Origin of the sequence: Escherichia sp. MOD1-EC6819 (assembly GCF_002965765.1) — a bacterium.
GTDB lineage: Bacteria > Pseudomonadota > Gammaproteobacteria > Enterobacterales > Enterobacteriaceae > Escherichia > Escherichia ruysiae.
This window is the reverse complement of the sequence record NZ_PTRG01000005.1, coordinates 117,383-130,994: the sequence shown is the minus strand read 5'-3', so window position 1 is coordinate 130,994 and position 13,612 is coordinate 117,383. Positions and strand designations below refer to the sequence as shown.

14 protein-coding genes are annotated in these 13,612 nt (G+C 50.8%); 2 read left to right on the top strand and 12 right to left on the bottom strand.

Annotated features, from left to right (window positions below):
* Positions 1-40: 40 nt before the first annotated feature.
* The 5 genes from chbR to osmE form a co-directional block, all read right to left on the bottom strand.
* Positions 41-883: a transcriptional regulator ChbR gene (chbR, locus tag A7Z06_RS08645; RefSeq protein ID WP_000983663.1), complete on the bottom strand. Its 843-nt coding sequence runs from the start codon at positions 881-883 to the stop codon at positions 41-43.
* Positions 884-890: 7 nt separating this feature from the next.
* The gene (chbA, locus tag A7Z06_RS08640; protein ID WP_000968919.1) at positions 891-1,241 is read right to left on the bottom strand and encodes a PTS N,N'-diacetylchitobiose transporter subunit IIA; all 351 of its coding nucleotides are present in this window, start codon (positions 1,239-1,241) and stop codon (positions 891-893) included.
* A gap of 50 nt (positions 1,242-1,291) precedes the next feature.
* The gene (gene chbC, locus A7Z06_RS08635) at positions 1,292-2,650 is read right to left on the bottom strand and encodes a PTS N,N'-diacetylchitobiose transporter subunit IIC (RefSeq protein ID WP_105279395.1); all 1,359 of its coding nucleotides are present in this window, start codon (positions 2,648-2,650) and stop codon (positions 1,292-1,294) included.
* An 81-nt stretch (positions 2,651-2,731) separates the two neighbouring features.
* A complete protein-coding gene (gene chbB, locus A7Z06_RS08630; RefSeq protein WP_000412169.1) occupies positions 2,732-3,052 on the bottom strand; it encodes a PTS N,N'-diacetylchitobiose transporter subunit IIB in 321 nt (106 codons plus the stop codon).
* Positions 3,053-3,351: 299 nt separating this feature from the next.
* Entirely contained in the window at positions 3,352-3,690 is a 339-nt protein-coding gene (gene osmE / locus A7Z06_RS08615) for an osmotically-inducible lipoprotein OsmE (RefSeq protein WP_001039038.1), read from the bottom strand.
* Positions 3,691-3,890: 200 nt separating this feature from the next.
* Here osmE and nadE point away from each other — a divergent pair, with 200 nt between their 5' ends.
* Both nadE and cho read left to right on the top strand, forming a co-directional pair.
* Positions 3,891-4,718 carry an ammonia-dependent NAD(+) synthetase gene (gene nadE / locus A7Z06_RS08610; RefSeq protein WP_000175015.1) on the top strand — a complete coding sequence of 276 codons (828 nt, stop codon included), beginning with the start codon at positions 3,891-3,893 and terminating at the stop codon, positions 4,716-4,718.
* 229 nt (positions 4,719-4,947) lie between these two features.
* Entirely contained in the window at positions 4,948-5,835 is an 888-nt protein-coding gene (gene cho / locus A7Z06_RS08605) for an excinuclease Cho (protein WP_000252347.1), read from the top strand.
* Here the strand turns inward: cho and ves are convergent.
* The 7 genes from ves to astC form a co-directional block, all read right to left on the bottom strand.
* The gene (gene ves, locus A7Z06_RS08600) at positions 5,795-6,370 is read right to left on the bottom strand and encodes an environmental stress-induced protein Ves (RefSeq protein WP_010345878.1); all 576 of its coding nucleotides are present in this window, start codon (positions 6,368-6,370) and stop codon (positions 5,795-5,797) included. The two genes, cho and ves, sit on opposite strands and share 41 nt — an antisense overlap.
* Before the next feature lie 202 nt (positions 6,371-6,572).
* Complete coding sequence (spy, locus tag A7Z06_RS08595) at positions 6,573-7,058, bottom strand: ATP-independent periplasmic protein-refolding chaperone Spy (RefSeq protein WP_001228965.1); 486 nt, start codon at positions 7,056-7,058, stop codon at positions 6,573-6,575.
* 329 nt (positions 7,059-7,387) lie between these two features.
* Positions 7,388-8,356 (bottom strand): succinylglutamate desuccinylase, encoded by a 969-nt coding sequence (gene astE / locus A7Z06_RS08590; protein WP_000368470.1) that lies wholly within the window; start codon positions 8,354-8,356, stop codon positions 7,388-7,390.
* Complete coding sequence (astB, locus tag A7Z06_RS08585) at positions 8,349-9,692, bottom strand: N-succinylarginine dihydrolase (protein ID WP_000993901.1); 1,344 nt, start codon at positions 9,690-9,692, stop codon at positions 8,349-8,351. Before astB ends, astE begins: the two co-directional genes overlap by 8 nt.
* Complete coding sequence (gene astD, locus A7Z06_RS08580) at positions 9,689-11,167, bottom strand: succinylglutamate-semialdehyde dehydrogenase (RefSeq protein ID WP_000177303.1); 1,479 nt, start codon at positions 11,165-11,167, stop codon at positions 9,689-9,691. The genes astB and astD overlap by 4 nt, the downstream gene beginning before the upstream one ends.
* On the bottom strand, positions 11,164-12,198 hold the full coding sequence (gene astA / locus A7Z06_RS08575; protein WP_105279394.1) for an arginine N-succinyltransferase: 1,035 nt from the start codon (positions 12,196-12,198) through the stop codon (positions 11,164-11,166). The genes astD and astA overlap by 4 nt, the downstream gene beginning before the upstream one ends.
* The gene (astC, locus tag A7Z06_RS08570) at positions 12,195-13,415 is read right to left on the bottom strand and encodes a succinylornithine/acetylornithine transaminase (RefSeq protein ID WP_000082023.1); all 1,221 of its coding nucleotides are present in this window, start codon (positions 13,413-13,415) and stop codon (positions 12,195-12,197) included. The genes astA and astC overlap by 4 nt, the downstream gene beginning before the upstream one ends.
* Positions 13,416-13,612: the final 197 nt, after the last annotated feature.

Below are 13,612 nucleotides of genomic sequence, written 5' to 3'. Positions count from 1 at the left end.
AATAAGGCACGCATGTAAATTTAATGATCAGTGACAATAGCTACTGATTAAATTCAGTCAATTTCTTACGATAACTATTTGGTGTAAAAGATGTTAGTTTCTTAAACGTTTTAATAAACAGGCTTGGGCTACTATAACCGGCTTCAAATGCAATATCAGTCACAGAATAGTTGGTCATTTCCAGTTGTTTTTTGGCAAAGTTAATGCGGATTTCATTAATAATCTGCATCGGCGTTTTGCCATAATATCGCTGAGTCGCACGCGTCAAATACTCCTGCGATTTAGCCGATAACATCACCATATTTTCCAGCGCATTTTCACTGAACTGCGCTTTATCATGCATCTTTTCAACCGTACTTTTTAACCACTGTGGCACATCATCAATCACCTGTTCTTCGCGGTAATGACGTAAACGGTTAATGACATAAAAAGTGACTATCTCAACAAATTCTTCCAGACCGGTTTCGCTGAAATTCAATGAAGAAATCACCGTTTCCACATAGGTAAGAAAAGTATTATTAGTTCGGTAAACCTGTGAAGCAACAAAGCAATAAGGCAACAACGGCAAATAATGCTGTTCAAAAAAACGTTTACTGATCCCAACGTTCAATATGCGCGTGGCACCAAACTCATAAAAACTTTGATGGTGTGATCCTAACGGAATAAAAACAAAATCGCCCCGTTCCAGCAACACGCGCTTACCGTTAATCTCCTGGAAATAACGACCAGTTAAAACCAGGGTAAATTCATAATAGTCATGCTGATGCAATCCAGTAATACTTTCCGTTTTATTGTAGATAAACACATGGAAATTTTTGCCATTAAACAACTGCTGTTCACGGGCAGTGGCAATTTCCGGCGCATTAATCACTGGCTGCATCATCGACTCCTTATGCCTTCAGTTTTTCATGAAGCTCAATTAATTCGGTAATCAGTTCACGTGCAAGCATGGAAGTCATTAAATGATCCTGGGCGTGAACCAGCACCAGACTCACTTTCATCTTGCCTTCGCCCGCGTCGCCTTCAATCAGTTTCGTCTGTACCAGATGCGCTTCATTCAAGGCCATCCGCGACTGATCCATCATGGCTTTTGCCGCTGCAAAATCACCCTGCTTCGCCTGCTTCAGCGCCGCATACGCCAGGCTGCGCGCTTGTCCGGAGTTGATGATAAGCCCCATCACCACTTCTTCCAGTTCCTCAGCTTCCGTTTGCGTATCAGGAATATTATCGAGATCCATCATACATCGTTCCTCTCTATTCTTACCGGCACGATTGCCCGTACCGGCATCGATTAAAATTTCAGGGCGTTAGCAATATCTTCTTCGCTCTCTTCTTTATCAATCACGTTCTGCGCTTTGTTTGCCACCACGACAAATGGCAGATATATCAGCGTTGCGATGCCAAGGTTGAAGAGTGCGACCAGCAATGCGGCGACGCTACCGTTAGTATTAAAGAAGGCTCCCAGACCGGTTGGCATGGTCCACGGTGCAATGTTTGTCACCGGTGGGATGATGCCCATGTAGTACGCCGCCAGAGTAATTGCCGCCAGAATCGGTTGCACCAGAACAAACGGGATAAACATCACCGGGTTCATGATAATCGGCAGACCAAACAGAATCGGTTCGTTAATCTGGAAGATGCCCGACGGCAGCGCCAGTTTTGCCACCTGATGATAATCAGCACGGCGAGAAGCGATAAAGATAGCCAGGATCAGGCCTAAAGTCGCACCACTGCCACCAAGGAAAATAAAGGAATCCAGCATCGGCTTGGCCCAGATATGGAAGGTCTTACCGGCTGCCAGCGCCGCTTCGACGGAGCCATATTGTTGATAGGTGGCGATGTTTTCCAGCGCCCACGGCGTCATAATGCCGTTGTCCAGCGCGGTCAGCGCCAGTGCGCCGTGAATACCGAAGAACCACAGCAGCGGAACAAAGATCACATACGCCCAGCCGACCACGCTACCCAACGATGCCAGCGGCGTCGAGATGGTATCCATAATAATCTGATGGAAGTTAGTGCCCCAGGTATTCAACGCCCAGGCAATAATCCCCATCACAGAAAGAATAATAAAGCCGGGAATTAATGCTGAGAAAGAACGTGAGACCGATGTCGGTACACTGTCGGGTAATTTAATCACCCAGTTGCGGTGGACAATAAAGGTAAACATTTCTGCCACCACCAGGCCGATAATAATCCCGGAGATGATATTCGCGCCACCTAACCAATTAGCGCCGACCGCATAAGCTTCACCGACACTATAAGGCGTGACGGTCATAAATGCCGCAACGGATAACAACCCTGCCGCGAGCGCATCGACTTTACGCTCTTCTGCCAGCGCCATACCGATAAAAAACGGCGCCATTAAAGACATAATCCCTAATGTTCCGTTGTATACGTTTCCGCCAATACCTTTCAGGCCATTAAGTGTTTCAATGGTTGAAGCGTCGAGGCGAATACCTAAGGAGTAAAAAAACGACCCCTCCCCAAAGCTCAGAAAAACGTTATTGATTAATACAAACATGGCCCCCGCAAGGGTTAACGGCATTAAGCGAATAAAACCGTTTTTGATTGCATTAACGTGTGGCTGTTTTCCTATTTTGACTGCAAAAGGGAGGAGTACCTTTTCAAGCGATGCAATAACATTACTCATAGAAAAATACCCTTAAAAACCGCAATTAAAGTATTGCGGTATAGATTTATGAAATAACTCTTTGACGGAAAAATTTAAAAATTAATTTGCTGCGGCTTTTTTAATTGCTGCAACTGCAGCCTTAAGCACGCCTAAACCATCGACTTTGCCATATAACAGTGAATCAATGACTTCAACGGGTTTGTTGGGTAACAAACGCTGGATTTCGGGCAACATATAAGCAATCTGCGGCCCTAATAACACGACATCGGCATTCTGACCTTTTTCACCCGCCAGTGTTTCCGGAAATGCTTCAATAATGACCGGAACTTCATATTTTTCTGCCTGTGCGCGCATTTTTGATACCAGTAAAGAGGTAGACATGCCCGCAGAACAAAACAGATAAATGTGTTTCTTTTCCATAAAACTGCCCTCATCAACGATTATCTGTCAGCCAGACACTCCGCAAGCCTTCACCTGCTTCCATGCTCTGGGTAACTTGCGAAACCAACATGACTTTTTTTGGTGGCTGAAAAGAGTATACGGTATTGACCTGAACGATAGTATTTCTTTGACCATGCAAATTGTCTCTCCTTGACCTGTTGTTATGACCTCCTTAACATTTCGGTTAAATAATTCGCGACAATAAATAAGAACACGGGGCAAAAAAAACCGGCGCAATGGCCGGTTTCCGGTGTAAATCAAGCTTTCAGGCGAAGAAATTACTTCGCTGCTTGTGGATCGGTGTCGTATTCGGCACAGGTCTGATAGCCAGAGTTGATAACATGTCCGGTATCATCTAAGGCAACAAAATAGGTTTCTGCTTTACCATCACGTTGACCCAGGATATAGGTCTGGCAAGTACCACGAGCATGGATCATGCTCACTTCAGACGAAGGTTTACCCGCAATTTGTGCAACCTGCGCCCGGCTCATGCCTTTTTTGACGTCTTTCACCACAGGCTGTACAAACTGGTCTTTGGTACGATCATACGCCGTACAACCTGCCAGCATGGTTAATACCGCCGCTGCACCCAGAATTCCTGCCATATTCTTGTTCATATTCCGTCCTCTTGTTTATCAGCGTGTTAGATAAGCCTGGAACACATCGGGGGCTTTTTCAAGCCTGTGAACGAAACGGCTCCGCTTTCAGAGGATTCCTGTATGACGTTTTAACCGCCATTCAACCTGTTGTCGCTTGTCGTTTCAGTAGCAACGGGTTAGCTTTAAGGAAGTTTTATTTTTCTGTCTGGAGGGGTTCAATGACATTGCAACAACAAATAATAAAGGCGCTGGGCGCAAAACCGCAGATTAATGCCGAAGAGGAAATTCGCCGCAGCATCGATTTTCTGAAAAGCTATCTGCAAACCTATCCGTTCATTAAATCACTCGTACTTGGTATTAGTGGTGGTCAGGACTCCACTCTTGCCGGGAAACTGTGTCAAATGGCAATTAACGAGCTTCGTCAGGAAACGGGCAACGAGGCACTGCAATTCATTGCCGTGCGCCTGCCCTACGGTGTTCAGGCTGATGAACAGGATTGTCAGGACGCCATTGCCTTTATTCAACCGGATCGCGTATTAACCGTGAATATCAAGGGCGCGGTATTGGCCAGCGAACAGGCGCTGCGCGAAGCAGGTATTGAATTAAGCGATTTCGTTCGCGGCAATGAAAAAGCGCGTGAGCGGATGAAAGCGCAATACAGCATTGCAGGCATGACCAACGGTGTCGTGGTTGGCACCGATCATGCGGCAGAAGCCATTACCGGATTCTTTACTAAATACGGTGACGGTGGTACTGACATTAACCCGCTATACCGTCTGAACAAGCGTCAGGGTAAACAGTTACTGGCGGCATTAGGTTGCCCGGAACATCTCTATAAGAAAGCACCCACCGCCGATCTGGAAGATGACCGCCCTTCTCTGCCGGATGAAGTGGCGCTTGGCGTCACTTATGACAACATTGATGACTATCTGGAAGGGAAAGCCGTGCCCGAACAGGTCGCCAGAACAATAGAAAACTGGTATCTGAAAACCGAACATAAACGCCGTCCGCCAATTACCGTTTTCGATGATTTCTGGAAAAAGTAATAATTTGCACATAATGGCTTGTACGCAAAAACGTACTTTGTTCATGCCGGATGCGGCGTGAACGCCTTATTCGGCCTACAAAACTTCGCAAATTCAATTCATTGCAGGGGGCGAGTCGGCCTGATAAGCGTAGCGCATCAGGCGGTATTACTTTTGTCATCGACCCGCCTCTTTTTTAATCGTTTCCCGCCTGTTACACTGGATAGATAACCAGCACCTGGAGTCAACAGTGGTACGGCGTTTAACTTCCCTGCGGCCAGAATTTGAAGCGGCGGCAATCTACGAATATCCCGAACATTTACGTTCATTCCTTAATGACTTACCCACCCGACCAGGGGTGTATCTGTTTCATGGCGAAAGTGACACCATGCCGCTCTATATCGGCAAAAGCGTTAATATCCGCAGCCGGGTGCTTTCTCATTTACGCACTCCGGATGAAGCCGCCATGCTGCGGCAATCCCGGCGAATTAGCTGGATCTGCACCGCAGGCGAAATCGGTGCGCTACTCCTTGAAGCGCGATTAATTAAAGAACAACAGCCACTGTTTAATAAACGCTTGCGCCGTAATCGCCAGCTCTGTGCCCTGCAACTGAATGAAAAGCGTGTCAATGTGGTGTATGCCAAAGACGTGGATTTTTCTGCCGCAGCAAACTTATTCGGCCTGTTTGCCAACCGTCGTGCGGCTTTACAAGCATTACAGACCATCGCCGATGAACAAAAACTTTGTTATGGCTTGCTCGGGCTGGAACCGTTAAGTCGCGGGCGCGCTTGTTTTCGTTCGGCGCTAAAACGTTGCGCCGGGGCGTGCTGCGGTAAAGAGAGCCATGACGCTCATGCGCTACGTTTGCGTCAGTCTCTGGAGCGTTTGCGGGTTGTTTGTTGGCCATGGCGAGGTGCGGTGGCGCTGAAAGAACAGCATCCGGAAATGACGCAATATCATATTATTCATAACTGGCTGTGGCTGGGTGCCGTTAATTCGCCGGAAGAGGCAGCAACGTTAATTCGCACACCCGCCGGGTTTGATCACGACGGTTATAAAATCCTCTGTAAACCTCTGCTTTCCGGTAACTATGAAATCACTGAACTTGATCCGGAGAATAGCCTGCCAGCCAGTTAATTTCACTGAACAGCAGTTTGCCTTGCGGTTGCAAAAGCCGCAGGGTGTGCCTTCCGTCGTACCAGCACGCGCCCTGGTCGGTAGTCAACAGCTTGTCGCCCAGTTGCCACGCGCCACTAATTACAAACACCACCCCACCGCGTGAGCCAAAAGTGGTGAACGTGCGATCGGCAATTCTGACTTTCGCCTTACAGGCATCAAGGCGCGTCATAATGTTGAAATCCATCGACATCTGACCTTCAGTCAGTTTCGCTTTTACCACCTGATCCGCAGCGAAAGCAAAAGGCTGTAGCGGTTTTAAGGTATGGCTAAAACGGTTAGTACTTTCAAGGAGCATCTCACCGCCTTCCAGCAGCGTCACGCTCCTTTCCATTCCCGGAAACAAAGAAAACTCACCATTTGCCGCAATGGAAGCAATGCTGGCACGCCAGTAAAAATCACGTTTTGCCGGAGGAAAGCTACAGATTTCACGAGTTTCACCGGCAGCGTTTCGCCACAGGTTCACCGACATTTTACGCATATCAAAGTATTCCATACTCGCTCCCGGCATGCTCTTTTCATTGTTATCGTTCAGGCAACCGTGGATTGTTATCGGCAACTCGGGTGATTTACCTTAGTGGTGATTAGACTTTTTTTGCAAAAGTTGAAGAACAGAAAAGAAAACCGCCGATCCTGTCCACCGCATTGCTGCAAGGTAGTGGACAAGACCGGCGGTCTTAAGTTGTCAGGCTGAAAGATTATTCAGCAGTTGCAGGCATTTTACCTTTTGCCGCAGGGCGTTCTGTCAGACGCTTCTCAAAATTAGCATTAAATTGCTTTTTCTGCTCCGGCGTCAGGATGTTGTAAATCTTGTTCTGGGTTTCCAGGTGCGCCAGCATGTTAGCTTTGCGCTGTTCTTCCATTTTTGCGATCTGCGCTTCAGCTTTCGCTTTGTCGAAGGTATCGCTGGCAATAATGTCATGCATTGCGCGGCGTTCTTCCAGCGGCGGGCGTTTCATCTGGTCACGCTGACCTTTCATGATTTCGCGAATCTGCTGTTTCTGCGCGTCGGTCAGGTTCAGATCTTTAAACATCATGTCGTGATGCGGACCGAATTTACCTTTATGGTGCATCATCGGCTTCGCGTCAGCCGGTGCTGCAGTAGTGGTATCGGCGGCATGGGCCAGGTTAGCCGCGCCAAAAGCCAGGGTAGAGGCAACAAACAGTGCAGTTAATTTACGCATATTCTATATCCTTCCTTTCAGTTATTTATTACGGCTTTCTTAAGTAGCGTGCCGTGTTGACGAGATTAACTTTACTGACTTTAGCGTCAATTAATCAGAGCAACGGTAAAACAATGAAAGTGTAAAAAACACTTTTGCGCCAATTATGGAGAAAAAAAGAAAATTTGATGGAGAGTGATGATGAAATATTACAACACACTGATTTTGCAGAAATTATGAAGAACTATACCTGATGACTGGTGATAAATAAAGCAAATAACCAGGATTAATCCGCATTATTTCATTAAAAAGCCAGTAAATACCCGCAGAATGATTTCTGCGGGCAAGTATTAGGTTATTTTTTCCAGCATTAATCCCGCACGTAATCCCGTCGCCACCAATGGATTAGGGAATAACACATACTCAACATCATGAGTCACAGTAAAGTGTTCCTCACCATCCTGCGCCAACAACGTTCCTTTCTTAAACGGCGTGAAGTTCAGCGTCTCGCTTGCCATATGCAGTTCGAAGGATGATGAGTGGCGGGTAATTTGCGAAACGACCCGATAGCGTAGCGGCGACTTTCTCTCAGTACCGACACTCACGCCAGATAACAGCGCAGCAATCGCGCTGGCGGTGGGTGAAAACTGGCGAAGATCGTTTTTGCCAAATGGCAATGCTTTACCAAGTTCCAGCGTACACGCCAGTGCACCGAAATGTTCGGCACTAAAATGGGTAAACGTGCCCCCCGGCGCCTGGTGAAACACCAATGCCTCCAGCCCTGCCGCACCCAGCCATGTCAGAAAGTTTTCGTCCCAGGGAATATTACGTTGCGGTAAAACACCAAACCGTGGGTGATACGAACCACGAATCGCGGTATGCAGATCAAGATGCCAGCGGACAGACTCTTTACCCTGTTCATAAAAATCTTCCAGACACTGTTCCAGCTCGCGCGCACGGCACGTTTCGCCGCTTTCGGCAAAACGCTGCCAGCGTCCGCCAAACATGCGATTCATATCACTATGGCAATAACGTGTCCCTTGCTTCAGCGCCGGGGGATTTCCAAGGATCGCCAGTAACCGCCAGCGTAGAGGGATCTCGCCGTGGAGAATCGCGCCAAGCAAAGCATCAAGCATTTCTACCGGCGCGGTTTCATTACCGTGTATTCCCGCAGAAATCACCAGCGCACCTTGCGGTGGCGTTAACGGCGTCAGTTCCAGCACACCATCACCCAGCCAGCGCCAGCGAATACCGTTGCTTTCCCTCTCACTCATGGCTGGTTTTTTGCCCGTTAAGGTCAGGGCAAGAAAATTATCCATTGCTCCCTCCCTCACGCTGAAACGGATAAACCGAACCGAGATTCAGTAAACGGGTCAGCGAATCCAGGGCTTCCCTTCCTTCACGCAGCAATTGCGGGTCGGAAAGATCGGCGGCAGTAAGACGATCGCGATAGTAGCGATCCACCCAGTCATTGAGCGTATTAAACAAGGTATCGTTCATCATCACAGCCGGGTTTACCGTCTGATATTCTTCTGCCGTCAGCACCACACGTAACCGCAGGCACGCCGGGCCTCCGCCGTTTGCCATACTTTCGCGTAAATCAAAAACTTTCAGCTCGCTTATCGGGTTATCGGCAGCAAGCAATTCATTGAGATAACGCCATACTCCAGCATGTTCCCGACACTCCTGTGGCAGCACCAACACCATCGAACCATCATCACGGCTCAGTAACTGGCTGTTAAACAGATAAGTCGAGACAGCATCCGCTACGGAAACCTGTGCCGCCGGAACTTCTATCACCATAAAACCGTTCACCCGCGCGCGCAGGTTTGCCAGTAATTGCGCCTGGCGGGCGAACGCCTGCTGATGGCAAAACAGCACCTGGCGGTTGCTCACCGCAATGACATCATTATGAAAAACCCCCTGGTCGATGACGTCCGGATTTTGCTGGGCGAAAATCACCTGCTGCGGATTCACCTGATTCAACCTGGCGACCGCCTCACTGGCTTCGCGGGTTTGCCGCGCCGGATAACGGGAAGGTCGCGTGCCATTGCCCTCTTCTCGGCCATAGACGAAAACCTGTATACCCGGATCACCATAGTTACCACCGAGCCGATTGTGGTTTGCCGCCCCCTCATCCCCCAGCATCGCCACCTGCGGCAGAGCAGAATGAACGGTGAACTTCTCTTCATCGTTAAAAATCGCTTTTAACAGCGACTCGGTGACGGGCGCTTCCAGCGAACGGTGAAATTTATTGTTCAGGTTGGCGACGGTCAGATGCACTTTGCCATCCAGCGTATCAGCGGATGGCGCTACCGTGGCTGCATTCGCTACCCACATTGGCGAAGCGGAACTGACGCTGGAAAGCCAGTGCGGAGCCTGACGGGCAACCTTTTCCAGCACTTGTTCATCGCTGCCGCTGAATCCCAGTTGACGCAAAACAGGAATAAACGGTCGCTCGTGCGGCGGGATCACCGCCTGGGGGAATCCCGCATCAGCAAGGGCTTTCATTTTCAATAAGCCCTGTTTTGCCGCCAGTCGCGGATTAGAGACCTGAAAACGGTGGCGGGTAGAGGCTTCATTGCCAAACGACAGCCCCGCGTAATGATGCGTCAGCCCCACCAGCCCGTCGAAATTCACTTCCCGGGCGTTCATGGCACCACCTCATCGGAAAAATCAAGCCCGGGATTAAGCGTAGTGGGCAGCGTTAATGAAGATGATTCAAGACTTGCCATCGGCCAGGCACAATAATCAGCGGCGTACCAGGCACTTGGTCGGTGGTTGCCGGAAGCGCCAACGCCACCAAATGGTGCAGTACTGGCTGCACCGGTAAGCGGTTTGTTCCAGTTGACGATCCCCGCCCGCGCTTCCAGTAACAGTCTATCGAACTTTTCCCGCTCCGGTGACACCAGCCCGCAAGAGAGGCCAAAGCGAGTGTTATTCGCCATCTTAATCGCCTCATCAAAGGTGTCATAACGCCAGACGCGCAATAGCGGCCCGAACACTTCTTCATCCGGCACGCCAGCAACGCCCGTCATTTCGATGATCCCCGGCGTCAGCAACGATGTTCCTGCGCGCAGTAAGCGTGGTGCAAGCAGCGTTCGTCCCCCCATTGCTTCCAGTTCCTGCCAGGCAGAAACAACCTGCTGCGCGGCCTGCTCTGATATCAGCCCGCCAATAAATGGCTGTGGTTCGTCATCCCAGTTACCTGGCGTTAACCGCTGGCTGACGGCAACCAGGCGAGCAAGGAACGCATCGCCCTGCGCCCCGCGTTTAAGCATTAAACGGCGGGCGCAAGTGCAGCGTTGCCCGGCAGTGACAAATGCTGACTGAATAGTCAGATGCACTGCGGCGTCGATATCCGCCACGTCATCAATAATCAGCGGGTTATTGCCGCCCATTTCAAGGGCGAGGATTTTTTCCGGCTGACCAGAAAGCTGGCGATGCAACTGGTAGCCCGTGTTGGCGCTGCCGGTGAACAGCAAACCGTCGAGGTCTTCCAGCGCACTCAGCGCCTGACCCGTTTCGCGCCCACCCTGCACCAGATTCAACACCCCCGACGGCAAGCCTGCCTGCTGCCATAAGCGCATTACCACCTCGCCACTCCACGGTGTCAGTTCGCTGGGTTTAAAGATAATTGTGTTGCCTGCCAGCAGCGCCGGAACGATATGCCCGTTCGGCAAATGCCCTGGGAAATTGTACGGTCCAAACACGGCCAGTACGCCGTGCGGGCGATGGCGCAAACTCGCCGCACCGTCTGGCATTTCGCTGCGCTGCTCGCCCGTGCGCACGTGATACGCCTTGATTGATATCGCGATTTTATTAATCATCGCCGTCACTTCGGTTGCCGCTTCCCAGCGCGGCTTACCCGTTTCTCTGGCAATAATCGCCGTTAATTCGGCTTTATTGCTTTCCAGCAGTCCGGCAAAGCGTTCAACTCTTACCTGACGATCGCCAAAGGAGAGCCGCGCCCAACGCGGAAACGCGGCGCGTGCAGCACGACAAGCCAGCTCCACCTGAGCGGCATCGGCATCATTGCCTTGCCATAATACGTCGCCCGATACCGGATTATGCTTCACGCGAAGTGCGCCCTGCCCCGTCACCCAGTCGCCGTTGATCCATAAAGTCATGTTGTTTTCTCCTCTGCGCACAGGCGCACCAGACGAACGCGATCCCCGGCGTGGCACTTGAGAGCGTCCAGTTGTGCGGCGGTTAAAATCAAACGCTGGGTTGCCGGATCGGCACGCACCAGTACCACGCGGAAATGGTGATAATTTTCATTAGCGACCAGACAGGCCGGGAAATCCCCCTGCGCTGGCTGCCCTTCCGCTACTTCCACCAGCCGACTTTTGCGGATGGCGCGAACGCGGTCGATGTCACACTCCAGCGTCGGTCCACCGTCGAAGATGTCGATATAGTTACGGTAGCGAAAACCCTCTTTTTCCAGCACCGCACGCGCGGGAGCTGTTTGCGGATGCACCTGGCCGATAACGTCCTGCGCTTCCTGGGATAAAAAGTCCGTATAGATCGGATGTTTTGGCATCAGTTCAGCGATAAACGCCTTTTGACCAGTACCGCAGAGAAAATCAGCGCGGCTAAAATCCATCGAAAAGAAGCGTTTACCGAGGCTTTGCCAGAACGGCGAATAGCCGTGTTCGTCAATCACGCCGCGCATTTCGGCGACCACTTTGTCGTTAAACTTGTCACGAAAAGCCGCCATAAACATAAAGCGCGATTTCGACAGCAAATAGCCATTGCCCTCTTTGCGCCACTCCGGGTCGAGGAACAACGTGCATAACTCACTGCTTCCGGTGTGATCATTACTGAGAAACAGCGTCGGTAGCGCGTTATAGACATTCAACTCTTTCGAAGCATGAACCAGCGTACCGACGCGATAGTTGTACCAGGGATCGTTTAGCCCGACAGCCACCTCAATAGCGCAAATACCCGCCACGGTGCCTGTCTCGCTCTCTTCCAGCACGAACACATAACCCTGCTCGCTTTCGGGTAATTCGCCCTGCCAGGTTTTAATGGATCTGTCGATACGCGCCGAAAGCGTGGCTTCATTGGCAGGGAGCGACGTCAGGCCGCCGCCCGTTTTACCAGCAAGCGGCATTAACGCCGCGACATCGGTGCGCTCAACGGGACGGATGACCATCATGATGAACCCCGGCTAACAAAGTGTTCGCAAGTAGCGGCAAAGCGATCCAGGCCGGTCGTCACCTCTTCTTCGCTGACGTTGAGCGCCGGCGCAAAGCGCACCACGTTGCCACCCGCAATCAGCACCATCACGCCTGCTTTCGCCGCCTCCTGAGAGATCAGTTTCGCTTGTCCTGCGTAATCCGCATTCAGCACACAGCCAATCAACAGACCTAAGCCACGAATTTCACTGAACAAACCGCAGCGATGATTAATGGTATTAAGACGCTCAACAAACCAGTCGTGACGCTGTTTGACACCAGTAAGCATCTCTGGCGTGTTGATGAGATCAAGCACTTTACCCGCCACCGCCGAGGCCAGCGGATTACCACCATAAGTGGTGCCGTGAGTGCCAACGGTCATCACCCGGCCGCACTCTTCGGTTGCCAGCAGCGCACCAATCGGGAAACCGCCGCCCAGGGCTTTAGCGGTGGTCAGCAGATCGGGCGTCACCCCGTAGTGCATATAGGCATACAGTTCACCGGTGCGCCCGACGCCGGTTTGTACCTCATCGAAAATCAGCAATGCATTGTGGCGATCGCATAGCTCACGCAATCCCTGCAAAAATGCCTTGCTGGCTGGCACCACGCCGCCTTCGCCCTGTACTGGCTCGACGATCACCGCGCAGGTGGAGTCGTCAATCAGCGCACTGGCAGAATTAATATCGTTATACGCGGCGTGGCGGATATCCGGCGGCAGTGGCGCGAAATCCTGTGAATAGGCTGGCTGCCCGCCCGCACTAACGGTAAACAGCGTGCGCCCGTGGAAAGCATTTTTAAACGCCACGATGCCGCTCTTATGGCTACCGTAGCGGTCGTGAGCGTATTTGCGCGCCAGCTTCAGCGCCGCTTCGTTAGCCTCCGCGCCGGAGTTACAAAAGAACACGCGATCGGCAAACGTCGCGTCAATGAGCTTTTTCGCCAGCCGTAATACCGGCTCGTTGGTGTAACCATTACCGGTATGCCAGAACTTACTCGCCTGCTCGTTCAGCGTCTCCCGCAGTTCCGGATGCGCATGACCCAGTGCGTTCACTGCAATGCCACCCGCGAAGTCGATATACTCTTTCCCCTGCTGATCCCACAAGCGCGAACCTTCGCCACGTACCGGAATAAACGGTGCCGGAGCGTAAACAGGTATCATCCATTCATCAAAATTTTCACGCGTAATTGGCTGAGACATAGCGACCCCTACAGTAAATAAATAGTTATTTATATGTTAATAATAAGTGACGATTACGCTGTAAATGTAGATTGCAGGGTTCGTGCCAGCCAGTGGTAAAAGTGCATAAACGGCGGCAGTTAACTGGAAATCAAGGCGTTACAACCCAGCGATATGCACCTGAAGTGCATATAAAGTGAATACGTTTGCGATACTGA